At 63.4% G+C, this 25,092-nt stretch carries 17 protein-coding genes and 1 tRNA gene; 3 read left to right on the top strand and 15 right to left on the bottom strand.

What is annotated here, in order from left to right; genetic code table 11:
* Nucleotides 1-153: 153 nt before the first annotated feature.
* The gene (gene cls / locus AXK11_RS03620; RefSeq protein WP_082780841.1) at nucleotides 154-1,590 is read right to left on the bottom strand and encodes a cardiolipin synthase; all 1,437 of its coding nucleotides are present in this window, start codon (nucleotides 1,588-1,590) and stop codon (nucleotides 154-156) included.
* Nucleotides 1,591-1,819: 229 nt separating this feature from the next.
* Between cls and AXK11_RS03615 the strand changes: the two genes are divergently transcribed.
* Nucleotides 1,820-1,902, top strand: a tRNA-Tyr gene (locus AXK11_RS03615).
* Nucleotides 1,903-2,025: 123 nt separating this feature from the next.
* Here the strand turns inward: AXK11_RS03615 and AXK11_RS03610 are convergent.
* The 8 genes from AXK11_RS03610 to AXK11_RS03575 all read right to left on the bottom strand — a co-directional run bounded on the left by AXK11_RS03610 (nucleotide 2,026) and on the right by AXK11_RS03575 (nucleotide 11,073).
* A complete protein-coding gene (locus AXK11_RS03610; RefSeq protein WP_082780840.1) occupies nucleotides 2,026-4,674 on the bottom strand; it encodes a heavy metal translocating P-type ATPase in 2,649 nt (882 codons plus the stop codon).
* Nucleotides 4,674-5,378 (bottom strand): sulfite exporter TauE/SafE family protein, encoded by a 705-nt coding sequence (locus AXK11_RS03605; RefSeq protein ID WP_068629397.1) that lies wholly within the window; start codon nucleotides 5,376-5,378, stop codon nucleotides 4,674-4,676. The genes AXK11_RS03610 and AXK11_RS03605 overlap by 1 nt, the downstream gene beginning before the upstream one ends.
* A gap of 15 nt (nucleotides 5,379-5,393) precedes the next feature.
* Nucleotides 5,394-5,702 carry a hypothetical protein gene (locus tag AXK11_RS03600; protein ID WP_068629395.1) on the bottom strand — a complete coding sequence of 103 codons (309 nt, stop codon included), beginning with the start codon at nucleotides 5,700-5,702 and terminating at the stop codon, nucleotides 5,394-5,396.
* Nucleotides 5,703-7,271: a 4Fe-4S dicluster domain-containing protein gene (locus AXK11_RS03595; protein ID WP_068629393.1), complete on the bottom strand. Its 1,569-nt coding sequence runs from the start codon at nucleotides 7,269-7,271 to the stop codon at nucleotides 5,703-5,705. It abuts the gene before it with no gap.
* Between the two features lie 130 nt (nucleotides 7,272-7,401).
* Nucleotides 7,402-7,998, bottom strand: coding sequence for a c-type cytochrome (locus tag AXK11_RS03590; protein ID WP_082780839.1), 597 nt, complete (start codon nucleotides 7,996-7,998; stop codon nucleotides 7,402-7,404).
* Nucleotides 7,982-8,230 (bottom strand): hypothetical protein, encoded by a 249-nt coding sequence (locus tag AXK11_RS03585; RefSeq protein ID WP_082780838.1) that lies wholly within the window; start codon nucleotides 8,228-8,230, stop codon nucleotides 7,982-7,984. Before AXK11_RS03585 ends, AXK11_RS03590 begins: the two co-directional genes overlap by 17 nt.
* A 54-nt stretch (nucleotides 8,231-8,284) precedes the next feature.
* Nucleotides 8,285-10,627, bottom strand: a complete 2,343-nt coding sequence (gene ccoN, locus AXK11_RS03580; RefSeq protein ID WP_068629392.1) for a cytochrome-c oxidase, cbb3-type subunit I — start codon at nucleotides 10,625-10,627, stop codon at nucleotides 8,285-8,287.
* 215 nt (nucleotides 10,628-10,842) lie between these two features.
* Nucleotides 10,843-11,073, bottom strand: a complete 231-nt coding sequence (locus tag AXK11_RS03575) for a hypothetical protein (RefSeq protein WP_068629390.1) — start codon at nucleotides 11,071-11,073, stop codon at nucleotides 10,843-10,845.
* A 302-nt stretch (nucleotides 11,074-11,375) separates the two neighbouring features.
* On the opposite strand from AXK11_RS03575, the gene radC reads away from it, so the two are divergent.
* Both radC and AXK11_RS03565 read left to right on the top strand, forming a co-directional pair.
* The gene (gene radC, locus AXK11_RS03570; protein ID WP_082780837.1) at nucleotides 11,376-12,164 is read left to right on the top strand and encodes a RadC family protein; all 789 of its coding nucleotides are present in this window, start codon (nucleotides 11,376-11,378) and stop codon (nucleotides 12,162-12,164) included.
* 49 nt (nucleotides 12,165-12,213) lie between these two features.
* The gene (locus AXK11_RS03565; protein ID WP_068629388.1) at nucleotides 12,214-13,143 is read left to right on the top strand and encodes a helix-turn-helix domain-containing protein; all 930 of its coding nucleotides are present in this window, start codon (nucleotides 12,214-12,216) and stop codon (nucleotides 13,141-13,143) included.
* Nucleotides 13,144-13,537: 394 nt separating this feature from the next.
* Here AXK11_RS03565 and proA read toward each other — a convergent pair whose 3' ends face one another.
* The 6 genes from proA to AXK11_RS03535 all read right to left on the bottom strand — a co-directional run bounded on the left by proA (nucleotide 13,538) and on the right by AXK11_RS03535 (nucleotide 24,944).
* On the bottom strand, nucleotides 13,538-17,929 hold the full coding sequence (gene proA, locus AXK11_RS03560) for an anti-phage protein ProA (protein WP_082780836.1): 4,392 nt from the start codon (nucleotides 17,927-17,929) through the stop codon (nucleotides 13,538-13,540).
* Nucleotides 17,930-18,108: 179 nt separating this feature from the next.
* Entirely contained in the window at nucleotides 18,109-20,070 is a 1,962-nt protein-coding gene (locus tag AXK11_RS03555) for a cytochrome c biogenesis protein (protein WP_068629384.1), read from the bottom strand.
* A gap of 73 nt (nucleotides 20,071-20,143) precedes the next feature.
* Nucleotides 20,144-21,355 (bottom strand): cytochrome c biogenesis ResB family protein, encoded by a 1,212-nt coding sequence (locus tag AXK11_RS03550; RefSeq protein WP_068629382.1) that lies wholly within the window; start codon nucleotides 21,353-21,355, stop codon nucleotides 20,144-20,146.
* 104 nt (nucleotides 21,356-21,459) lie between these two features.
* Entirely contained in the window at nucleotides 21,460-22,095 is a 636-nt protein-coding gene (locus AXK11_RS03545) for a hypothetical protein (RefSeq protein WP_068629380.1), read from the bottom strand.
* 160 nt (nucleotides 22,096-22,255) lie between these two features.
* On the bottom strand, nucleotides 22,256-23,230 hold the full coding sequence (gene dapF, locus AXK11_RS03540; protein WP_068629378.1) for a diaminopimelate epimerase: 975 nt from the start codon (nucleotides 23,228-23,230) through the stop codon (nucleotides 22,256-22,258).
* Between the two features lie 118 nt (nucleotides 23,231-23,348).
* On the bottom strand, nucleotides 23,349-24,944 hold the full coding sequence (locus tag AXK11_RS03535; protein WP_068629376.1) for a nucleotidyl transferase family protein: 1,596 nt from the start codon (nucleotides 24,942-24,944) through the stop codon (nucleotides 23,349-23,351).
* Nucleotides 24,945-25,092: the final 148 nt, after the last annotated feature.

Genomic DNA, 25,092 nt, shown 5'->3' with positions numbered 1-25,092 from the left:
CGCAGCTTCGAGTTTTTTCCTATGACTGCGCGAAAGCGACCAAGCGGGATCTGGATTTATGGGGGGATGTTTGAAAGTGCACCCGATCCGGATGCACCTTTCAGGTTACTAAATAAAGCCAACCAAGGTGGGAGCGCATTCGTGGTTTTCACCTCACAACAATGGGGCGAGGAGGCGGCTGAGGTCTTCGAGGAGGTTGTGGGTGAAGGGGCGCTTGGGTGTGGTGGGCGAGTGGGTGGCCTTGGCGAGGAGTGAGTCGGCCCAGGCGGAGATTTCACCGACTTCGGCGCGGGAGTGGACGAGGACGCCGATCTCGAAGTTTACGAAGAGGCTGCGCAGGTCGAAGTTGGCCGAGCCGTAGAGGGCGATGCTGCCATCGACGATGGTGGCCTTGCTGTGGAGCATCCCGGGGCTGTGGAGTTTTACGGTGACGCCTGCTTCGCGCAGCTCGCGCAGGTAGTGGCGGCGGGCGAAGTCGGTGATCGGGTGGTTGGATTTTTCGGGGACGAGGAGGGTCACGGCCACGCCGGAGCGGGCTTTGACGATGAGCGAGCGTTGGAGGACTTCGTCGGGAATGAAGTAGGGGGTGATGATGCAGATGCTTTTGTCGGCCGCCTGGATCATGGCGACGAGCGCTTCGTAGAGCGGGTCACCGTGGACGTCGGGGCCGCTGGCGACGACCTGGAGCTCGGCGGGGCCGCAGACCTGGGCGGCGATCTCGGGCGGGACTTCGGCGCGGATTTTCTCGATGGGCTGGTGGCTGGCGAAGCACCAGTCGGCGATGAACACGTCGTTTAGCAGGATGGCGGCGGGGCCGCGGATGAGGGTGCCGAAGTCTGCCCAGCGCGCGTCGCTCGGGCTGGGGCCCATGTAGTTTTTGGCGAGGTTGTGCCCGCCGATCAGCGCGGTGCTGTGGTCGATGACGGCGATTTTGCGGTGGCTGCGCAGGTTGGCCGAGCTGCGGCGCGAGGAAAAGCGGAGCACGGGCATGAACCACTGGACTTCGCCGCCGGCCTCGATGATCGGGCGGACGAAGCGGCGGGTGACGAACATGGAGCCCACGGAGTCGAGCAGCAGCCGGACTTTGACTCCGGCGCGCGCGCGCGCGGCGAGCAGCGCGACGAGGCGGCGGCCCGTGTCGTCGCGCCCGAGGATGAAGGTGGTGATGTGGATGTGGTGGCGCGCGCTCTGGATGCAGGCGACGAGCTGGCGGTAGGCGTCTTCGCCGGTGGTGATGAGTTGCAGGTCGTTGCAGGGGAGCGGCGGGGCGGCTCCGGCGCGGGTCACGGCGCGAGCGATTGGCCGGTTGGCGTGGTGCCCGGGAGAAAAATCGGCGACGGGCAGGGTGGGCTCGACCGGCGTCTTGCGCGCCATGAGTCGGCGCAGTTTGCGCCCGCCAAAGAGCAGGTAGAGCGGCACGCCGAGGTAGGGGACGAGGATGATGCCGAGCAGCCACGCAAAGGTATTCCCGGGCTGGCGTTTTTCGCTCATCAACCGAGCCACCAAAAACAGCGCCAAAAGAAAACCCGCCACCGTGAGGAGGTGGGAGAGCGCTCCTTGCAAAAAGGGGTGTTCTTGAAGTTCGTCCACGGTCTTCGACCGCCTTTATATGCGGGCCGCTCGCTGGCGGCCCGTCAGGGGCTTGGTTGTTTGATTCAGCTAATCGATATGGGTGACTTGATCGGGCTTTCGTCGGTGGTGTTTTTTGTTGTTCGGGCGCGGGAGTCTAGCGGGCGTTTTTGCTTAGACCAGTGCGTTGCTCTAAAAAAAACTTGATCCCGCAAGGCCAAGTCGAGAGCGTCCGCGCTTCCCGTTTTTTGGTAGGATACTCAAGTGGCCAACGAGGGCAGACTGTAAATCTGCTGGCTTATGCCTTCCCTGGTTCGAATCCAGGTCCTACCAAGGGGTCTACGACCCCGTTTTGTTGGCGAGCGGACGTTGTCCGCTCATCGGGAGGAGGAGGCGCGGAGAAGTGATTTCACACTCCGCTTCGCGCTCAAAAACACGCTGCCAAATGAAAGACGCTTAAGCTCTCGTGTGAGCGTGGCTGGCGGAGGCCAGCGCGCCCTTCATCGCGAGCGAGACGAGGGCGAGGGTGAGCAGCGAGTTTACGGGCATGAGGATCGCGGCGATCAGCGGATTGATGAATCCGGCAGCGGCGAAGCCCACGGCGAGCAGGTTGTAGGTTACCGAAAAAACGAGGATGACGCGCTCGGCGCGACGGCGGATGGCGTTGATCTCAAAGAGGGCGCGGATGCCGCCGATGCCACGGCCCAGGTAGTAGAAATCGGATTTCTGGGCGAGGACTCCGCGATGGATAACGGGGGTGCCGCGGGCGAGCGCAGCGTCGAAGGCGAGGCTGTCGTTGAGCCCGTCGCCGAGCATGAGGGCGTCTGCCCGGGTGTGTTGGCGCAGCCAGTCGGCCTTGTCCTGGGGGCTCATCTGGCCGTGACCCTGCTCGCGGGGGAGGCCGAGCTCGGCGGCGATTTTTTCGACCTTGGTGCGCGCATCACCGCTGAGGATGTGGGCTTCGTAGCCGAGCGCGCGCAGGTGGCGCAGTTCGGCGCGTGCGTCGCTGCGGATGGTGTCGGCGAGCTCGAAGCGGGCGACGGGCTGGCCGTCGCAGGCGAGGACCGTAGCTCCCTTTTTTTTGTGGTCGGCGGGCTGGGCACTCGTCGGCGCGGCGCGGCCGTCGCCCTGCGGCTCACTGCGCCCGAGCGACCAAGGGCCGAGGCGGACGCCTTGGCCGATTTCCTCAACCACTTCGCCCGCGAGCGGCTCGGGGGGCGGGCCGCCGGCGAGCAGGGCTTCGAGGAGGCTCTGGCTAACGGGGTGCGGGTTGTCGCGCACGAGGCTGTAGAGAGCTTGGCGGGACTCGGGGCTGAGTGCCGCGAGCGCTTCGGGATTTTGGAGCGTCGGGGTTTCCAGGGTGAGCGTGCCGGTCTTGTCGAAGATGAGTTTTCGCACCTTGTGCAGGATCGACCAGAGGCGGGAGCTGCGGACGTAGACGCCGCGGCGGCGCAGGGCGACGGAAGCGATTTCCTCGGCGAGCGGAAAGGCGAGCCCGATCGCGCAAGGACAGGAGACGACGAGGATCGCGGTGACGATGGCGCCGGTTTTGAGCAGGTCGCCCGTGCCCAGGCCCCAGCCGAGCGCGGCGAGCGCAGCGACAGCGAGGATGCCGATCAGGTAGCCCTGGACGATGCGTTCGAGGAGTGGATTGCGCTGCGGTGCGGCGCTTTCGTTTTGGCGCGCGGTGAGCTCGGCGAGGAGCGATTGCGCCCAGGCTTGGGTGGCGCGCAGGCGGGCGGGCGAGCGGCTGAGGTTGAGGGCTCCGGCGGGGATGAGTTGTCCGGCGGCGTAGGCGCGCGGGGCGGCCTCACCATTGATCGAGGCGAGCGAAAACTCGGCGCGCGCAGGCGCTTCGAGGCGGGCTTCGACAGGGAGGACCTGGCCGGAACGCAGCTCGAGGCTTTGGCCGGGCTGGAGCTTTTCGGGAGCGAGCGGGCGCGTGGAGCCGTCGGGCTGAAAGACGGCGATGTGCTGCGGGCGGGGTTGCAGCGCGAGCAGGCGGCGGCGGTTGCGCTCGACGGCGCAGACCTGTGCCCAGCGGCCAACGAGCATCAGCACGATAAAGGTGCTCACGAAGTCGAAGTACACGTAGCGCTCTTCGCCGACTGCCCAGCCGTAGAGCGAGCCGAGGTAAGCGCCGAGGATGCCCAGCGAGATCGGCAAGTCGATGTGCAGGAGCCCGTGGCGCAGCCCGGCCCAGGCGCGCTGGATGAAGTAGCCGCCGCCCGCGAGCATGCTCAGCGTGCCAAAGGCGAGCGCGAGCGTGCCGAAGAGCCGAGCGTAGGCGAAGCTCTGCTCCATGCCGAAGTAGCTCGGCAGGGTGAAGAGCATGGTGTTCATCACGAAGGCGGTGCACAGGCCGATGCGGCGGACGAGCGCGCGGCTTTCCGGCTCGGCGCCCTCGGCATCGTGCGGGCCGACGAGGTAGTTGAAGGACTGGAGCCGGCGCGCGAATTCGGGCAGCGAAAACTCGCCCGCCTGCCAGCTAAGCTCCATGTGGCCGAGCTGGGCGTTGACGTTTATCCGGCGGGCACCGGGGAGCTGCTCGAAACATTTCTCGATCAACCACACGCAGCCCGCACAGGAGATCCCCTGGATGCCCAGGGTCGCACTCGGAGTCGCGGCGCTCGCGGGAGCGGGGAGTGGCGCCGCTGCTGCCGCGTCGCTGCCGCCCTGCTCGCGGGCCTGCGCCTCGGCGTCGCGCTGGAGTTCGGCGAGCCAGTCGTAATCCTGAGGCTGAAAAACGCTCGGGTCTACCGGCGCGGTGACCTGGTCTTTGATCCGGTAGTAGGCGTCGAGCCCGCTGTCGTGGACGAGCCGGTAAACGTAGGAACAGCCCGCGCAGCAAAAACCGCTTTCGCGCTGGCCCTCGTCCACAATCGGCGTGCCGCAGTGCCGACAGGCAGCCGAAGACTGTTTCTCTTTGCGCGCACTCGTTGCCGCCGCGTCGGTGCAACGCGGGCGAGCAGCCTTCGGCTGGCTCACCGTGCGCGGTCGTTCGACCGATTTTTTTTGCGAAGATGGCGTGGGCTGGCCGCCCGCCTTATGGGCTGGGCGGCTGGGCAGCGGGGCGAGGTCGATCTGTAGCGCGGCGGCGTGCATCAGAAGAAGCAGATCAGCGAGTTCACCTCCGGCCCGTCGAAGCCGAGCGTGCTGCGCAGCCGCCAGCCGATGATCAGCGCGCTGGAGAGCGCGAGGCCGACGCGCAGGCGGCCAAACCACAGCGGCGAGAGCCGGTGGCGGATCCACTGAAACTGGGCTTGGGCGAGCCACAGCAGCGGCACCGTGCCCAACCCAAATGCGAGCATGAACTCGATGCCGCGCAGCGCCGAGCCAGCGAACAGCGCGAGCGCGAGCAGAAAGTAGAGCGGGCCGCAGGGCAGCAGCGGCGTGGCGAGCCCGAGCGCGGCGGCAGACTTGAGCTTGGAGGCGGAGCGCAGGTGCGGGTTTAGCCGGATCAGGAGCCGCGAGAGGAAGAGCGGGCGCGGCAGGTAGCGATCCCAGCGCAGCGCGATTGCCACGAAAAAAAGGACGCCGATCCACGGGAGCCAGCGCAGGATGGCGTTGTTCTGGAGCCACTGGAGCGGCATCTGGCCCAGGCCGCCCGCGACTGCGCCGAGCGTGCAGTAGCTGAGAAGGCGCGTGCCGTGGTAGACGGTGCTGACGAGGTGCGCATCGGCGCGGTCGCCCTTCACCGGCATGAGCGTGCAGGCGAGCGGGCCGCACATGCCCGCGCAGTGCAGGCTGGTGATGAGCCCCGCGACAAAGGCCCCTGCGGGTGAGCTGACTGCGGCTAACTCGGTCAAGGTCTTCGACCTGTTTTATTTGCGCGTGTCGCTTGTGGGCGACACGTCGCGGTTAAGATTTTCCGTCCCTTCGCGTGCGCCGCTTTGCGCAGCGGGTGGCCCATGAGTGGGAGCGGTGGGTGCGGTGGCGAGGGGGACTTCTTCGACGCGGTGCCGGGACGCGATTTTTATCCAGAAAATCCACGCAGTAATTTGCAGCGCAAAGGCCAGCCACACCCACACCCAGAGCCGCGGGCTCTTTTTATTTTGCGCGGCACTCGTTGGTGCCGCGTCAAAGGCGGTCTTCGGAGTGGCCGCTACTGGCGTTTGAGAGCTTGATTTCATCTATTCGGCCTCCTCTTCCAGAAGACGCGGATCGGGGCCGAGAAACTCGACTTCGCGGGTACTGTGGAAACGGCCTTGGGTATCGCGGATGTGCACCTTGATTTTAAAGGGACCGCTATAGTGATCGCGCGGGACGAGCAGGACAAGCGGGCGGACTTCTTCGGCGATCGGGCCCACGCTGAGCGGGGCGTCGAGGCCGTTGCGCGTGAGCGGAGCGGGGGCCTCGACTTCGACCGTGAAGCTCGCGGGCTCGGCGCGCTTATTGAGCACGCGCACGAAGAACTGGTTGCGCACGGCGGCATCGGTGACGACGTAGGGCGTGCCGGTGATGCGGGTGACGCTGACGTTGGCGGGCTTGACGGTGGAGAGCGCCCAACTGGCGACGCCCACGCCGATCAGAAGCATGGTGGTGTAGAGCGCGACGCGCGGGCGTAGCCAGCGCGTGCGACCGCCGGCGAGCGCGGCTTGCGAGTCGTAGCGGATCAGGCCGGTGGGGCGTTTGACGCGGCGCATGACTTCGTCGCACGCGTCGATGCAGGCGGTGCAGCCGATACATTCGAGCTGGAGCCCCTGGCGGATGTCGATGCCGGTGGGGCAGACCTGGACGCAGCGGGCGCAGTCCACGCAGTCGCCACGCGGTGCTGCATCGGCGGCCGCGGCCACTGCCCCGCTCGCTGCCGTGCCTGCTCCGCCCACCGTACCGGCAGTCCGGGCGGCCTCAGAGACTTCGGCGACAAACTGCGCCGCGTCTCCCGCCCCCACGCCTGCCGTTGCGGCGCGCAGCGGGGCGCTGCTGTTGGCGCTGGCCGCTTTCGCGCGACCGCGCGGTTCACCGCGTGCGGCATCGTAGCCGACGACCATCGAGTGGTCGTCGATCATGGCAGACTGGAGCCGACCGTAGGGGCAGATGACGATGCAGAGCTGCTCGCGAAACCAGGCGAAGTTGAAGTACAGCCCCGCGGTTGCGGTGGCGACGAAGACAAAGGCGCTCCAGTGTTCGGCGGGCGCGCTGCGCATCATCGTCCACAGCTCTTTGAGCGAGACGTAGTAGGCGAGAAACAGGTGGGTGATGAGCAGCGAGACGAGCAGGTAGAGCGCGTGCTTGAGGCTGCGCCGGGCGATTTTTTCGGCGTTCCACGGCGCGGCGGCGAGCTTGCGGCGGGCGACGGCGTTACCCTCTACCCAGCGCTCGATGCGGCGGTAGACGTGGTCGAGAAACACCGTCTGCGGGCAGGCCCAGCCGCACCAGATCCGCCCAAACAGCGCGGTGATGAAGAAGAGCGAAAAGCCCAGCCCGGTGATCAGGAAGAAGGTCAGCCACACGTCCTGGGCGGCGAAGGTGAGGCCGAAGAGGTGGAAGCGCCGCCCCGCAATATCCAGAAACACGGCGGGGAAGCCGCCGACCTGGATCCACGGCAGCGCGAGGTACAGCGCGATCAGAAAGAAGGCCGAGATTTTCCGCGCGGTGGCGAAGCGGCCTTTGACGTCGGCGGGGTAGATGAATGGGCGCGACCCATCGGCGCCGATTGTGGTGACCGAGTCGATGGTGGGCCGCGCGGGTCTTGCCATGTGCTGTGGGGCAGCGGGCTGCCCTTTTATTTATTTTGAGAAGAGGATCGGCCCCGCACTTTCAGTGCTGCGATGCGCGGGGCCTGCGTGTGTGGTGTGTGCGAAAGTGCGGGGCAGGGAGAGTTCAGGACTACGGTGCTTCGTGGTAGCTGAGGATGTAGGCGATGACCTCGGCGGTTTTCTTCGCGCCGATGACGGGGCCCCAGGCGGGCATGCCCTTGGCGAGTACGCCGTTGTTGATCACGGCGAGGATGTCGGTGGGGTTGCCGCCGTGTGCCCAGGTGTCGTCGACGAGGTTGTGGCCGATGCCGCCTTCGTCCACGCCCTTGAGGCTGGTGAGGTGGCAGCTCGCGCACACGGAGTTAAAGGTCTCGCGACCCGCGTTTACGAAGACGGCGTTGCGGCTCATCTGCCAGAGCGTGGCATCGTCGAGGTTGGAGGCGGAGGAGGCGAGCTTGGCGGCTTCGATCCGGCTCATTTCGAGCTCGATGGCGGCCTGGGGGCTGAGCGCGAGTTGCGCTTGCTCGACGTAAAACCAGTAGCCGATCCAGAAGGCGATCGCGCCGTAAAAGGTGGCGAGCCACCAGTTGGGCAGCCGCTTGTCGTACTCCTGGATGCCGTCGAAAGTGTGCTCGCGCAGGACGTCGCCATCGGCTGCTGCTGCGGCGGTTGCCGCCGCGGCGCGGGCGGCTCCATGTGAGGCGTGGGCGTTAGTGTGAGTGCTCATCGTGGTGGGCTGGGTGGTGCTGAGGGGAGGTCGCATCAAAGGGCAGGGCGGCCATGTGCTCGGACTGCGAGCGGGGCATGCGCAGGGCGCGCCAGATCGCGCCCAGGAAAACCGTGGCGACGACGGCGAAGGCGACGATCGTGCAGAGCGCCGCATAGTCTTCGAATACGAGTCGTTTAAACATGTGTGGGTCGGCGGAGAGCGGTTGTTGCGTGTGTGCGGTGTGTGCCATGCGGTGGCGGCGGGTGCGTCGCGGTGCGCGAACCTGCCGGCCGGGACTCGCGGTTTAGTGGCGGGCGGCGGTGGTCACGGCGCGCGGGGTGAGCTGCTCGGACTGGCCGAGCTTTTGCAGGTAGGCGATCAGCGCTATGATCTCCTTCTCGGGGGCGACGTAGGCACCGGCTTCGCGTAGGCCTTTGGAGATGGCCTTGGCCTGAGCGTTTACGTCGTCGAAGATTTGCTGCGGCGTGAGCGGCCCGTAGGGGACGCCGAGCATGCGCTGGACGTTGATCTTGGAGGGCAGCGCGGCGACGTCGGTATTGTTTTCCGAGAGCCAGGGGTAGGCGGGCATGTTGGAGCCCACGGAGATGCTGCGCGGGTTTTCCATGTGGCGCAGGTGCCAGACGTCGGGGTACTTGCCGCCGACGCGGGCGAGGTCGGGGCCGGTGCGCTTGGACCCCCACTGGAAGGGGTAGTCGTAGAGCGACTCGCCGAGGCGCGAGTAGTCGCCGTAGCGCAGCACGTCGGGCACCATCGTGCGGATCATCTGCGAGTGGCAGTTGTAGCAGCCCTCGCGCACGTAGATGTCGCGCCCCGCGAGCTCCAGCGGGGTGTAGGCGATCTGGAGCCGGTCTTCGACGTTGTCGGGCTTGTTGACGAGGACGGTGGGGATGATCTGCACGAGCCCGCCGGCGGCTACCGAAACGAAGACCAGCACGCTGAACGGCAGCGCGTTGAGCAGGAGTTTCTCGTACCAGTCCTGCCAGCTTTTGCCGCGCGAGTAGAGCAGCGCGTAGCCCGCGACGAGTGTCACCAGCGCGCCCGCAATCCCCAGCGCGCTGACGATGCCCGAGCCGACCATCCACAGCGTGGCAAAGCCGACGAGGAAGATGCTGAGCAGTACCGGCCCGTTGCCAAAGGCGGGCAGCCAGCCCATGCGCTCGCTCGCGCGCTGCTGTGCGGTCGCGGCGGCAGGCGCGGTATCGACGTAGACTTCGACCGAGCCGTTTACGGGCACGGCGCCGCGCAGGGTCTGCCACATGTTGTAGGCGAGCAGCAGCCAGCCGACGAGGTAAAGGCCGCCGCCGATCACGCGCATGAGCATCAGCGGGCGGATGGCGTTGAGCGTATCGAGGAAGTTCGGGTAGCTGAGGATCGTGCCGCCCTCGGTAGTGCCGTTGAGCATCAGGCCCTGCGTGATGCCGCTGCTCCACATGGCGGCGACGTAGAGGAGGATGCCCAGCAGGCCGGTCCAGAAATGGATGTTGGCCAGCGAGGTGGAGTGCAGCGGCTTGTCCCACAGGCGCGGGATCAGCCAGTAGATCATGCCCGCGGCCATGAAGCCGTTCCAGCCGAGGGCTCCGGCGTGCACGTGGCCGATGATCCAGTCCGTGTAGTGGCCCAGCGCGCTGACGGCCTTGATCGACAGCAGCGGGCCCTCAAAGGTCGCCATGCCGTAGAAGGTGATGCCCGCGACGAAGAACTTGATCACCGGCTCGGTGCGCAGCTTGTGCCAGGCGCCGCGCAGCGTGAGCAGCCCGTTGAGCATGCCGCCCCAGGACGGTGCCCAGAGCATCAGCGAAAAGGTCATCCCCATTGTCTGGAGCCAGCCGGGCAGGGCGGTGTTGAGCAGGTGGTGCGGCCCTGCCCAGATGTAGATAAACACCAGCGACCAGAAGTGCACGATCGAGAGCCGGTACGAATACACGGGGCGCTCGGCGGCCTTTGGCATGAAGTAGTACATGATGCCGAGGATCGGCGTAGTGAGGAAGAACGCTACGGCGTTGTGCCCGTACCACCACTGCACGAGGGCATCCTGCACGCCGCCAAAGATCGGGTAGCTGTGCAGCAGCGAGGTCGGGATCGAGAGGTGGTTGACGATGTACAGCATCGCCACGGTGAGGATCGTCGCGATGTAGAACCAGATGGCGACGTAGAGCGCCTTCTCGTTGCGCCGCGCCAGCGTCCAGAAAAAGTTGACCGCAAAGACGACCCAGATGAGGGCCACGGCGATATTGATCGGCCAGATCAGCTCGGCGTACTCCTTGCCGCGCGTGAAGCCCAGCGGCAGCGTGATCGCCGCGGCGACGATGATGAGCTGCCAGCCCCAGAAATGCAGTTGGGAGAGGAAGTCGCTCGCCAACCGCGCCTTCACCAGCCGCTGGGTGGAGTAGTACACGCCCGCGAACATCATGTTGCCCACAAAGGCAAAGATGACCGCGTTGGTGTGTAGCGGGCGCAGCCGCCCGAAGGTCAGCCAGGGCAGGTCAAAGTTGAGCCGCCAGAAGTTGAGCTGCGAGGCCACGAAGACGCCGACGAGCATGCCGACGGCCCCCCATATGACACAGGCGAGGACGAACTGCCGGACGATCTTGTCGTTATACTCGATGCTTAGTTTTTGTTGGCTCATCGGGAGGAGTGTAAAAGGGCTCGGAAGGAAGGGAGGGACTGGGTGGACGGGGCGTGGGGGAGAAGTGGGGTAAGTGCGGTGGGGAGGTTTGCTTGGTGCCAGGGCGGTTTGGTGTCAGGGGAAGGGAGAAATGGGTGAGCGCTCGTCGAGCGCGGTGCGGGGAAGGGAGCGGTAATCCGGCGGGGCCGCAGGGGAGGCGCAGTCGCTGAGATTTTCTAATGAGGGCTATTAGCTGAACTGCGCATATTTTGCCCCGCACTGGCCGCCGCAGTGGCGGGCTCGGGCGCGCTCACCGGTGCGGTGCGCGGAGTCTCATCCGCCAGCGGCATAAGCGCGTTGCGCTCCGCGCTCGAATAGTGGCGGCGCGAGGTCTCCCGCAGAAAAAACACCACAAAGGTGAATACCAGGCAGAGGCTGATCGTGAGCGTAAGGGGAATGACGGACATGGAGGACTGGAGAGAGGAGAGATGCGCCGCCCTCCGACAAGCCGCCCCGAGCTGAATGTGAGCGATATAAGGAGAGGTGCGCGGTATAAGATAAATTCATTATAAGCTACTGCGCCGATAAGTGCTCCGCGTGGCTTGTCGGGCCCTGCGCACATCTTGCCGACATTGGAGTAACGGCGAGACCCTCCCCGGTACCTCTCTCTTCTCCACTACGCGTGGCGCCCCGCCACCGCCCCACGCGCAGTGGGAGAAGGGCCACTGGCACCTTGCGGGCGGCGGATTGCTGCAGCAGAAACGCCGCCATGCTTTCACCCCAAGACGATTGCGAAGCGCCCCGCGCGGCTGTGCCTGCCGATGCGTCCGCGCTTCCGCCAGTCCTTGCGCCTGCGCCGCCCAATCGCCTGCGAGGCACCGCGGCCGAGGAGCGCCCGCAAGAGCGCCTGGAGCGCGAAGGTGCGGCGGCGCTGAGCGACACGGAGCTGCTGGCGATGCTGCTCCGCAGCGGCACACAAGGGATGGATGTCCTCTCGCTGTCCGCGCGCCTGATCAAAGAAGCGGGCTCGCTGGCGGGGCTGACCGAGTGGCTCGAAGACGACTTTCGCGCGTTCAAAGGGATTGGCCGGGTAAAAGCCCTGCAACTGCTTACCGTGATGGAAGTGGCCAAGCGGATCCTGCGCCAGTCTCAGGGGCAGGCCCCCCTGATCGACAGCGGCGAGCGCGCTGCGGCCTACCTCGCCCCGCTCACCGTCGGGCTGCGCGTGGAGAAGTTCTGGGTGCTCTCGCTCAACGCCCGCCGGCACTTGATCCGCTGCCGCGAACTCAGCTCCGGGACGCAAAGCGGCACCCAGGTGCACCCGCGCGAGATCTTCCGGATCGCCATCCGCGATGGTGCTAGCGCGCTGGTCTGCGCGCACAACCACCCCTCGGGCGATCCCTCCGCGAGCAAGGAAGACCTGCGCTTCACACGGCAGCTCTGCGAAGCCGCCCGGGCGGTAGGCATCCCGCTCCTCGATCACATCATAATGGGGACCAAAACTTCTGATCCGCTTCAGCGCGGCTACTACAGTTTCAGGGAACTGGGTTTGATTTGAAGGTTATGAGTGACAGCGGATTACTGTCGCGCTTAACCCCTTCTGTCATATGCCCTCGAACGTCAAAGCTCCCCGCCGCACCAGCGCCATTGTTGAGCAACTGCGCAGCAGCCGGATCTACAAAGATTACGAGGAGGCCTTTCGCAGCGCGACCGGGATGCCGCTCGCGCTGCGCACGCGAGGACTCGGCGACTACACCCCGCCGCATCGTGGCGACCCCAACGAAAATCCCTTTTGCGCACTCATGGCGCGCAGCAACCACACCTGCGCGACTTGCCTTGCCATGCAGCGCCGGATCGAGACCGAGACCAACATCGGGCCCAAGACGCTGCACTGCTTCGCGGGCCTGTGCGACTCGGCCGTGCCCGTGCGCGTGGGCGAAAACATCATCGCCTTTTTACAGACCGGCCAGGTGCTCCTGCACGAACCCACGAAGCAGGAGTTCAGCCGTAGCTCGCAGCTGCTCCTCAAGATGGGCAGCGAAATCGACGTCCGCCGCCTGGAGGAGACCTACTTCCAGACCCAGGTTCTCGACCGCTCGCGCTACGACTCGATCCTGCGCCTCCTCGAAGTCTTTGCCCAGCACCTCGCCGCGCTGAGTACCGAGCTGACACTCAAGGCCGAAGAGCCCCCCGCCCCGCCCTCAGTCCACAAGGCCCGTGGGCTGATCGACTCCCGCCACCACGAAGAACTGACGCTCTCCGAAGTCGCCAAGGCGGTAAACATGAGCTCCTTTTACTTCTGCAAAATGTTCAAGCGCTCCACCGGGCTTACCTTTACCGACTACCTCGCCCGCGTGCGCGTGCAGAAAGTGAAAAACCTGCTGATCAACCCGCACAAACGCATCAGTGAAGCCGCCTTCGAGTGCGGCTTCCAGTCGCTCTCCCAATTCAACCGCGTCTTCAAAAAAGTCACCGGCGAAGCCCCGAAAGCCTACCGCGCCCGCCTCCAGACCAAGAACGCCCCCGCTGCCAGCTAGCCGCTATCCGGTTGGTGCGGTTTTGGCGGTTTTAAGAAGTGCGAGTGTCTGCTCTTGATATCCGGAGCGGGCGCAGGAGCGCGGTGGCGATCAGCGCGCGAATGCTGAGAGATGGTAATACGAAGAGTGCAACTGACTTATAATCAAAAACTTTTAGACTCAAAATGACAGGGAGGGACGGGTGTAGGATACCGCGCATATCAAGGGGAGTTTCTCCCACTAAAAGACCGCAATCCGATAGCTCTGATGGCGGCCTGGGAGTATTAAGTGAAACGAGGGCTGTCTTTGAAATCAGTGTGTGTGGAGGGATACGCTGCGTTACTCTATGTGCTCGGCTGATTAGAGAGACAATACGCGTGTGACTTGTCGAGGGACGGTGAGTTAAAATCCGCAGTCAATCTGGTAGCGCGTGATTCGGCAGGACGGTCTCTGAGAGGGCACGCTTGCTTCGGCGGGCTTGAAGTAAGGTGCGGAGCTGTCTATCGAGTTGCTCTAGTGTATCATGCTCATTGAGCCACCAATTAGTGGACCAGACGCGGAGAATAACCCAGCCGAGTCCTTCAAGCACGAGCTGCCGGAGCTTATCCCGGTCGCGGGCGGTCGCACTGCTATGGTAGGTCGCGCCATCGCACTCTACTCCGGCTAGGTATCGGCTGGGGTCGTCTGGGTCGACCACCCCTATATCAATGCGAAAAGAGGAAACTCCGATTTGAGGAGCAGTGCGCCAGCCTTTAGCCATGAGTTTTGCAGCGACCGCTTCTTCAAAGGGACTTTCATAAGCTCCTACGCTGCCTTGGTGCGTTTCGAGGAGGGCTTGGACGCCCCGCTCGGCAAACTCAAGGAACAGCTTGAGATGGCTCACCCCTTGAGCTGATTGGGGTGAGAGGTTAATCTGATCGGGGCGAAAGCTGGAGAATAGCCGCATCTGGCACCGAGCGCGGGTGATGGCGACGTTTAGTCGACGTTCGCCGCCTTGGCGAGTGAGTTGGGAAAGCGAGGTGAGGCTGAGGCGTCCGTCGTCACCTGGGCCGTAGGTGAGTGAAAAATAGATTATGTCGCGTTCATCTCCTTGGACTTCTTCGAGGCTTTTGATGAAGATCGGCTCACGTGTGTCGCCAGAAAAATAAGGTTCGATTTGTGGGTGTTTACGGCGTGAGGCGTCAAAGAGGTCTTCGACTAATTGCTGCTGCGCTCGGTTAAACGTTACTACTCCGAGCGTTTTGCGGCTGAGGCGAAACTCGTCGGAGAGTAGTCGTGTGACGACTTCGTCGACAAGGGCTTGGGCTTCGATAGGGTTGGCCTTATCGCCGCCTTTGCCCCGGTTGTGAGTGCCATTGACGAACTGTACACTGACGGCGCGGTCTTTGGTCTCGGGAGAGGGAAAGGTGATGAGGTTACTGTCGTAGTAGTGGCGATTGGAAAAGGTGATGAGGCTTTCATGATGGCTCCGATAGTGCCAGCGTAGCCGATACCTGTGTAGACCGGAGGCGATGCACTCATCCAGGATGCTGTCCATGTCCGGTATCGCCTGCGAGTCATCATCGATAGACACCTGTGCGCGGTCAAAAAATGAGGAGGGGGGCAACTGCTTGGGGTCGCCGACCATCACGACCTGAGTGCCTCGAGCTATCGCTCCGATAGCTTCCCAAGTCGGGATTTGCGAGGCTTCGTCAAAGATAACTAGATCAAAGGGGCGAGCTTCGATACTGAGGTATTGAGAGATAGACATTGGGCTCATCAGTAGACAGGGCGTGAGCTTGGTCAGTGCGTTGGGAATACCTGTGAAGAGTTTTCGCAGAGGTAGGTGTCCCTTCTTCTTTTGTATCTCCCTAAGAAGGAGTCGCCACTCAGTATGCGTAGCGGTGAGCATGTCAGGGTCGGGGAGTGCCTTCCAGAGCTGAGTGCGTAATCGGTTACGGCTGAGCGTGGTGAGCGTATCATCGATTTGGCGAAAGTCGCGGATCTGCTGCTCATGAGCAGGGCTGTCAAAAAGGTGTGCGACTTTCTTATCCTCTGCTATCGTGTCTAGCCAGTAGCTCGCGTAACTGGTTTCAAAGGCAGCAAGTACCTGATCCGGCTTAATTAAGCCTTGTTCAAGAGCATGGACAAGTGATGCCAATCCCAAATTGATGGCGTGTTCGCGCGCGTCTTGCCATACGCACCATTGAGAGAGTTGAGGGGCCGCTTGGACGATGCATTGGCAGAGGTCGGCGAGTGTATCAAGCGAGGTGGAGTTCCAAATCCATTTTGCCTCGTTCTTAAATTGTCCGAGGGTGACAAAATCGCGCCGTGCCGTGTCGAACTTAGAGACGGCGTCGAGGAAGTGTGCGATTTCTCGCTCGGGGGCACTGGTATAGCCTTCCTTTAAGCACAATTCGAGTGCCTTATTGACCGCAGTGAGCTGCTCGGGGTGCGTAGAGGTGATTAGGGTTATCGCCTTAGCAAGTTGTCTCTGGAACTGAAAGGCGTACTCAAGCTCTGCAACCTCACTTCTGTTCCCTTGCCAGAGTGCGTTTGTCACTTCTCCAAGATGGACGAGAGTGTGGAGTTGTTTTTCGACTTCTTGACGTTGCGCTTCGAGCACTTGGCGTAGCTCCCTTAAAGCTTTCCAGTGGCGGAGGTCTTCGCGTACGTCGAAGGCCCCCTGACCGCGGATCGCAGTGCGTAGTTGTTTGCGGATGTGGCGTTTTCTTAACCACGATTTTGGCCAAGTATTTTTCTCAGCTTGCTCCCACTCACTATGGAGCTTTTCGATGTCGAGCGTGTCGATTACTTCGGTGTAGGGAGCCGAAAGAGAATTGCGGTGTTGAGCGATTTGCGTGAGTTGCTCCCTATAGTTTTCTATGGCTGCTAAAGTTTTATCAAACAGAGTTTTGCTAAATGAGTCCGACTCCTGATCCCCATAGAGGGCGACATGTGCGAGTAGGCCTGCGTGCTCTTTTTCACAGGCCGCCGTGAACGAGTCTGGCCACGGGACCGTTAGCGAAAGGTCGAGAGACCTCAATTGCCGTAGTAGGGCCGCGCCTTTGAGGAGTTGGACTGCGAGGGCGGATGCATCGGCTTGCGCGGCAAAGCTCCAATTGTGACCAAGGGCATTGGGCAAAATCGTGGCCAATAGGCGGAGCCCTTCTTGAGCGGATACAGTGAGCGCGAGCTGCTTTAGGCCGATTGTCTGAGTCAGGAGGGATGCGGCCTGCTTCAGCTCTTGAGTAATAGAGAGCAGTTGCTCTGCCGCTGCGACTAGTTGTCGCTGCCAACGCGGTGACCACTGTGTTTGCCCGATCAGAAAGAGTGGATGCGTCGCGCGAGCACTCACTGCGTGTGCCTGCACGCTCAACGCTTTAACAGCTTCGCGGAGTTTTCCTAGATATTCGGTATCGTGTGTTTCTATGGATTCCCACCCCAACTCGACTTTAGGCAGTTCGCTATTCTTACTGATTGTGCCGATGGCAGCGAATATACTCAGGCCATTGGTATGCTTATGGTGGAGGCGTTGAACGTAGTTGTTGAGGGCATCTCGAAGTATTTTAAGTTCTTCCGCCTTGGCAGCCCACTCTTTGGAGGATGCTCCACGAGTATTCCACGCTGCATTGAGTTGGGCGAGAACGGAAGCCTTACTGGCTTTGTTGGAATGTAGCTCAAGGCAGAAGTCCCCTAAGCCAACCTCACGCAAACGGCGATACACGACCTCTAGAGCTGCGATTTTTTCGGAGACAAAGAGGACTGTTTTTTGCTCGGAAAGGAACTGAGCAATGAGGTTGGCGATAGTTTGACTTTTCCCTGTGCCCGGCGGTCCCTCTAGGACGAAGTCTTTACCTTGCCTTGCCGCAACAATAGCAGCCAACTGCGACGAATCGGCGGGAAGCGGGCAAAATAGCTTTGATGGGTCCAGCTGCCTATCAAACTCACCGGCATAGAATACATCGGAAGGAGGGGGCTTATCAGACTGATGTGAGCTTTCTGCTGGATTAATGAGTAGCCGCACAACACGATTCCTTACCAGCTTATCCACACATTTCCTGAGTCTCTTCAGGTCCCGCCACATCAGATATTTAGAAAATGAAAAAGTCGACAGAATCACTTCCTCTGTGACCTTCCAGTCTGTGAAGCTTGTAATGGAGTTCCTGACGTGAGCCCAGCTTCTGGGGAGGTCGGGGACGTTATTTTCGCCGGACAGGTCATCACTTTTCAAATCAAGCTTAAAGTCCTGACGCAACATTTCGACCAATACAGGGTTAAAACGCGTCTCATCGGGATAAGCCTGCACGAAGAATTTAGCCCGCACATTGTTGCGCTGCAGGCTAACGGGAAGTAGAAATAGAGGCGCGCAGCAAGGAGCTCCTCTCTGTTGGGAGGGGTTCCACTGGAGAAAGCCAAACGCCAGATACAGAATGTTGGCACCGCCTTCTTCCAGAGCGGTGCGTGCATCACGAAAGAGTGTAATGAGCCGTTTTTCCATCTCGGCTTCCGGCTCATGCACGAACACTTTACCTCTCTGAAGATCGGACGGTGGAGGCTCTTTCTGGTCCTCGTCAGAGAGAGCTAGACTGGAGGTTTCGAGAGCTTCTTCTATGTCTGTATTTTGGCGTGAAACTAAAGTGACCTTGTTTCCGGATCCGAGCCGTTGAGCTAAGGCTTGCGGGTCGGGTGCCTCTAGAGTGACGGAGCGTCCGGGCTTAAAGTTGAGAAGTTTATTCCGCAGCGACAGGTCGAGTAGATTTGCCATCCATGTATCAACGCGGTCTTTGGAGGCAGAGGGAGTGGGCTGAGGAGGCGGGAGGGTCATCAAAAACTAAATGGGGAACTCAACGACGTATAATGTGGTTTCCCTTTCCACTACAAGTGCGCAAAAGCAGGGAGTCCCCCCTTCCCTAGCGCGAGCAGAAGGCGGGCTTTGCGCTACAGAGAGATTTTACTCCTGCTACTGTGCTGTGGCGAGTGTGTCGCAGCGCGCTAGTTCTGCGGTTATGTGTGCGGACTTTTGCTTGATATCCGGAGCGGGCGCAGGAGTGCGGTGGCGATCAGCGCGAGCTGGCTCAGGACGAAGGCCGAGAGCCACCAGAAGGCGGCGTCCATAAAGCCGTAGCTGTGCAGGCCGATGCCGAGCATGTTGGTGCCAAACCAGCTCCACGCGGTGACGATGTTGCCAAAGACGGCCAGGCACATGAGGCCGCGCTGGCGAACGAGGCCGCCCCAGCGCGCGTGCAGGATGATGGCGTTCCAGATGACGATGATCAGCGCGCCGTTTTCTTTTGGATCCCAGCCCCAGAAGCGGCCCCAGCTCTGGTCGGCCCAGATGCCGCCCAGCACGGTGCCGACGAGGCTGAAGAGCGTGGCGAAGCAGACGATGCCGTAGACCATCCGCGAGAGGGCGTCGGCGGTGGGCTTGTCGAGTGAGCGGGTGAAGGCCCCGCGTACGATGTAGATGAGGGCGAGGAAGCCCGCGAGGAAGGTCGCCGAGTAGCCGATGGTGATGATGATGACGTGGGTCGCCAACCAGAAGTTGGAGTCGAGTACGGCGCGCATCATTTCGAGCGTATCGCCGCTGAGCGAGAGGTGGTGCGCGATGAGTAGCGCGGCAAAGCCGATCAGCCCGCCCGCGACGCTGCCGATGGCGTTTTTAAACAGCGCCTCGAGGACGAGGCACAGCAGCACGGCGCCCCAGCCGACGAAGAGCGCGGAGGAGTACAGGTTGGTGACGGGTGGGCGGCCCTCCAGCCACATGCGGGTGGCGATGCCCGCGCTGGTGGCGATAAAGGCGAGCAGGGTCAGCCAAAAGGCGCTGCGGCCGAGTGCCTCGGGCCAGCGGAGCCAGGAGATGATGGCGAGGACAAAGGCCAGCACGTAGAGCACCATGCTGCGGTAGAAGGGCTGCGCGGCGTTGAAGCGGGCCTCGATGTCGGTCTTGCGCAGCTCGGGCGCGAAGTCGGTGCCGAGCTGGGCGCGGAAGAGGCGGACGACTTCGTTGAACTGCTCGGGCTTTTGCGCGCGCCAAGCGTGGGCGAGGCCCGCGTAGGCGAGCACGTTGTGGTTTACCAGGCCGGTCTCAAACGTTTCGAGCAGCGCCATGCCGGTGCTGCGCCAGTCGCTGGCGCTGGCGTTGGCGAGGGCAGGGGTGGAAGGCGCAGGCGCAGCGGCAGCGGGAGCAGCGGTGGGGGCGGCTCCGGTCGTGTTGGCCGCGGCATCCGCGTCCGCAATCGCACTCGCGTGGGCGCGCGCGGAAGGGGGGATGGGGCGCAGGCTGGAGGCGGTGGAGAGCGCGTCGTAGCGCTGGCCGCCCGCGAGCATGGCGTCGAAGCTCGCCTGGTCGTAGGGCTCGCCCGCCTGTCGCGCGCGGACGGCGGCGATGCCTGCGGGGAGCGTATCCTGAAAGCGGAGCAGCTCGCCGAGGAAGTCGTCACTCTCGGGCGCGGTGAGCGTGTGCCTGAGTTCGTGGTAGAGGTTCAGGTTGAGGTGGAGCTGGATGACGGCGCGCTGGAAGGCGCTGCGCTGGGCGCTCTCGGTTTGCTGGGCGAGCTGCGATTGGCGCATGAGCTCGGGGAAGCGGCCGCTGAGCTGGACGAACGAGAAGCGCTTTTTCCCGTCGCCGTCTTCGGGGCGCAGGTTGAAGAGCGTGAGTACCTCGGGGTGCACGATCTCGAAAACGCGCAGTCGGTCGGCGCGCGCCGAGTCAAAGAAAACGGTGGCCAGCCAAGCGTTGGGCGAGAGGGAGCCGCCGGAGCCGGTACTGACGCGCTGGCGGCCCTGGAGCTGGAGCAGCGAGCTGCGCGCGACGGTGTCGATCGGCTTGATGCGGCCATTGGCGAGGATGGGCAGGCGGCCGAAGCCTTCGAGGTCGTAGTCCGGATCGGCGCGGCGGGGCGCGAGGCTGCTTGCGAGCCACAGGGCGCCGAGGGCAAGGGCGAGGAGGGGGAGGAAACGCTTCATTATGCGGATATGCGGGCGGGAGGGGCGGGCGTTTTCGGGCGTTTGTTCAAGGCGTTTTGGAGCGCGCGCGTTTTCAGGCGGCAGTGGCGGCAGGTGTGGCGGTGGCAGTGTTCGCCGCGCCGACCGCTGCGCGGCGTTTGCCGGTGAAGCGAAACAGCGAGATGCCGAACTGGATGAGCAGCCCCAGCATCATCAGGATGCAGGAGACGTAGGGGAGCATCCAGCTGGGGTTTCTCACGACCTGGAGGACGGAGTAGCCGCTCGCGCTGTCCATCTGGTACTGGTAAAACGTGAGGCCGCCGTAGCGCAGCGGGTTGTTCATGTAGATGAGGACTTCGCGGTCGGCGTGCGCGTCGGGCTGGCTGAGGCGCACGCGGCTGGAGAAGTTTTTCGGGATGTCGGTGCCCGGGTAAACATCGTGCCGCAGCTCCAGCAGCGTCAGGGAAAAGGGCTTGTAGTTTCGCGCAAAGCGCAGCGAGAGCTCGAAGTGCCGCCCGTCGTACTCAAAGGGCTGCGGGCGGACAAAGGGGTGCGCCGAGAGCAGCCAGGTGCCGAGCGAGCCGCCGGGGCCGATCAGCTCGACGAGCGCGGCGGCGAGGTTGCTCTGATCCTGGCGGTAGCTGAGCGGCAGCGGGATGACGGTAAAATCGCGCCCGAAGCCCATCGTCGCCTGCGGCAGGCCGGCGTTGGCGGGCACCTGGTCGCGCGATTGCGGGACTGCGTTGGGGAAGTAGTCGCGGATGACGATGCGGAAGGGCAGCGTGCTGTGCTGCACGGCGCCGCGGTGCGCGAGGAGCTTGTCGGGCAGTACGACGACGTCGTCGAAGTCCGGATCAGTCTTGTCGGTGATCGCGAGCTCCTGATCGCGAAAGCTCTCCGAGTAGTTCTTCGCCTGACCGACATCGAGCCGCAGTTGGTAGTCCTCCTGCCAAAGGCCGGTGAACAGCTCGCCGAGCAGCAGCAGGATCAACCCCGCGTGGGTGAGCTGGATGCCGCTCTTCGCCCAGGTGAAGCGGAAGCGATACACATGCGCAGCGATCAGGTTGATCAAGAGCAGCCCGCCGATGAAGTAGCCGCCCGGGAAAACCGGAACGGGGATCTCGGTGCCGGGGATTTTTTTGAGGACGAAGAAGGTTTTAAAAAACTGCTCCTGCACGCCCCAGATGCCGAGCTGCACCTGCGCAATCGTTGCCCAGAAGATGAGGACGATCGACAGCGCGAGCAGCACGACGGTGAGCTTTAGCGAGGTGAAAAACTTGATGAAATCCTGCCAGGTGTCGCGCATGGTGTTCGGAGTCGTGGAGAGCGTGTGTCAGTGGTGGTTGGGGGCGCTGCGTCTTGGGCACTGGGGCGGGCTCGGGCGGGCGGGTGAGCGGCGCGCGGCGGCGTTTAGCGCGGCTGGATCGTCTGGAGAAACTCGATAAAGGCAGGCTTCGTGGCGCTCACGAGGGCGGGCGCGCCAGTGAGCTTGAAAAACCAGGTGCTGCCCTCGTGCAGGGTGTACGCGGCGAGTGTGGCTTGTGCCGGGGAGGCGGCAGGGTTGCTCATCTCGACGACCTTGAACTCGCGCCCGCCGAAGCGCAGCCGCTGGATCTCGGTCGCGAGTGCTTCTGCGGCGATGGGCGCCAGGCCGATCTGGCCGCGCCAGCGGTTGATGTTGGCGAGGTCGCCACCGACATCCCCGGGGAAGGCAGTGATCGTGAGCTCGGCGCTTGCACCCCCTGCGCCGCTGAGCCGGTAACCCGCGACGCGCATCGAGACGGGTGGGAGGGCGGCCCAGCTCTCGGGGGCGACCCAGCGCAGCGCGGCATCCCCACTGCTGGCGGCGTTTATTGCAGGAGCGCCCGCGGCGGTGCCTGAAGCCTGCTCCGGTGCGCCCGCTGCCACCATCCCGGGCATGTCAAATGAGAGCGGCGGTGGCGGAACTTCCTTGGGGACGCGGTAGGACTGGACTTTTGCAGGGCGACAGCCCGCGACGATGAGCAGCCCTGCCAGGGCAAATAAGATGGCGCGGGAAAAACGCATAGAAGCTGCCGAAGAAGCCCCGCTTCCGCAGCCAGTTCAACCCTTACTCACAGCTATAAGGAGTCTTCGCCTCTTCTATTAGGGAAGGAGGGGAGGGCGGGAGGGGGCGCACACAGTTCCGGAGGGCCGGGTGCGCGGAGTCCCTCAAGTGACGGCGGCCTCATGCGTTCGCCGGCGCCGCTCGCAGATCGGGGGCGATTGTGCCTTCGGCGACCTTGGTCACGGTGCCGCTGAGGGTGAGCTGCCAGTCGGGGCTGACCTCGGCTTCGAGTGTGCCGCCGGGCATGTGCACGGTGACTTGGGCGTCCACGAGCCCGAGCCGGTGGGCGACGGCGGCGGCCGCGCTGGAGCTGGTGCCCGAGGCGAGCGTATATCCCGCGCCGCGCTCCCAGATCTCGATCCGGATATTGGCGCGGTCGATCACTTGCATGAACTGGACGTTGATCCGCTGGGGAAACAGCGGATGCGTCTCGATGACGGGGCCGTACTGGCGGGCGAGTTCTTCGGAAATCTCGGGCAGCGGAATGACGCAGTGGGGATTGCCCACGCTGGCGGCGGAGAAGCTGAAGTGCCTGCCGCCGGCGGCGATTGCCTCGCCCAGCACTTCGCGCGAAGGGCCCGCGACCGGGATTTGCGGGCTGTCGAAGGTCACGCGGCCCATGCCGATGCGCATCCGCCAGGGGCGGCCTGCGCTGCGCTCAAGGACTTCGACTTGAGCGGGCCCACCCGCGGTGTGGATCGAAAAGCGGTCGCCCTGCACGAGGCCGTGCTCGGCGAGGTAGCGGGCGAAGATGCGCAGCCCGTTTCCCGACTTCTCGGCCTCAGAGCCATCGGGGTTGAAAATCCGCAGCGCGGGCGGCGGCGCGGAGTGATGGGCGGCGCCGCCGGAGGCGCGGTCGGGCGCGGCGGTGCCGTTTCTCACGCCACTTGTTGGCGCGGTACTCGTCGTGCCGGTTGCTTGCGGCACGGGCCCCCAGAGAATGCCGTCGGAGCCGACCCCGTAATGGCGGTGGCAGATCAGCCGGATTTGCTCGGCGGGCGGCGCGCCGCCTGCGCTGCGGCTCCACTCGCGATAGTCGGACGGGTCGAGGACTAGGTAGTCGTTTCCGAGGGCGTGGTATTTGTAAAAGCGCATGGCGGTAAAGAGGCGTGAGGCGTGCGGTCGAGCGGGAGAGCGTGTGTGTGAGCGCGGAGGAGATGTTTTAGGCGTGCGAGCGAGTGGGCAGTTTTTGCGCGGCGGAGCGCGTGCGATTTCAGGCCGGTTGCGGAGCGGTCGCTGCGCCGGAGCGCCCCGCAGCGGCCTCCTCGGGCAGGTTTTCCGTTTCCGTTTTCTTATAACTGAAGAGCTCGCGGGCCTTGATGACGGTGGCGACGGAGTCGGGTACGAGCTCTTCCCAGCTCGGGTCTTTGGCACGGATGCGGCGGAGGACTTCGCGCGAGAAGATGTGGAGGATGTCGGGGTTATAGCCCGTGAGGCACTCGATGTAGCAGTTGTCCTGGAGATGCGCGTAGAGGTTGCGCAGGTGGGGGGCGACCTGGATGTTGCGTGCGGTGACGGTGGCAGCCGGTGCAGCGGCGCGCAGCTGCGCGGCGTCGGGCACCCCGGGGGCGTTTGGCGCGGAGGGCAGCGCAGCGGGCGGCGTGCCGTTTTCGCCGGTGCTGATGTATTGCTGATACGCCTCAAGGAGCATCGGGTAGACGTAGAGCTTCACCGAGTGGCGGAACAGGCGCCCGAGCGATTCGAGGATGCCGCCCTCGAGGTTGTCGTAGTATTTTTCGTTAAAAATCTCGACCAGGTTGGTGATGCCCATCGCCATGCCGATCATCTCCTTGGTATAGCGGCGGAAGTAGGCGGTGAGCCGGTAAAACTCCGAGTAGTTGGAGATCAACACGGTGAAGCCGATCGCGCCGAGCAGATCCACGCGCGAGAGAAAGTCGGCCGAGTCAAACTCTCCGCTCGCGATCAGGTTCAGCACGGTGATTTCCATGAGGACGACGACCTCGCGGTCTTTGACGAGCGGCTCTTGCATGAACTGCTCGGCAGCGCACTTGAGCATGTCGACGTTTACGTGAGTCACCGGGCGGAAGCTGCCACGCTCGACGAGGATCGCTTTTTTGCGCAGCACTTCGGAGGGCTGGAGCACCGAGCCGCCGGGGCCGAACATGACGGCATTCGTCAAGCCGTAGTGCACGAGGAGCAGCGAGGTGAGCCGGTTGTCGATGTGCGCAAACTCGGGCCCGCGAAACTCGAGCATGTCGATCTCGATGCGCTGGGGGCTCAGGTGGTCGAGCAGCGAGGCGATGAATTTCTGCGGGTCGTGCCGGTAGTAAAATGCGGCGTAGACGAGGTTCGTTCCGACGATGCCGAGCGCCTCTTGCTGGAGCAGGTTGTCCTTATCCGACATGCGCACGTGCAGGACGATCTCGCTGGGCTCGGCCGCGGGCGCGGGCTGGAAGCGCACGCCCATCCAGCCGTGCTGCTCGTTGGTGCCCGAGTAGTTGCGCGCGGAGACGGTGTCGGCGAAGACGAAGAACTGGGTCTTCGCGCCGCGGCTCTCGGCGAGCCGCTCGCGCAGGAGCTCAAACTCGTGGTCGAGCATCAGCAGCAGCCGCTCCTGGGAGACGTAGCGCGGGGCTTTGCCGTAGATGGCGTCGCTAAACGTCATATCGTAGGCGGAGATCGTCTTGGCGACGGTGCCCGAGGCGCCGCCCGCCTGGAAAAACACGCGGGCGACTTCCTGGCCCGCGCCGATCTCGGCAAAGGTGCCGTACTTGCTGGTGTCGAGGTTGATGCGCAGGGCTTTGCGGTGGGTGGTGAGCAGGTCTTTGGAGTCGCCAGAATCAAGCATGACACGGGAGCGTGAGTGGGGCGCGGGAGCTGGCAAATATTCGTTGGGCAAACCGCTTGGAGGGGAGCATCGATGGCTCCTCGCCGCGCCGGCTCAAGGGGCGGCGGGGGGGGAGCGCGCGCTCCCGCATTCGCGCGCAGTGCGCGGT

Source organism: Cephaloticoccus primus, assembly GCF_001580015.1.
Taxonomy (GTDB): Bacteria; Verrucomicrobiota; Verrucomicrobiia; order Opitutales; family Opitutaceae; genus Cephaloticoccus; species Cephaloticoccus primus.
This window is presented reverse-complemented; position numbering and strand designations above follow the sequence as displayed.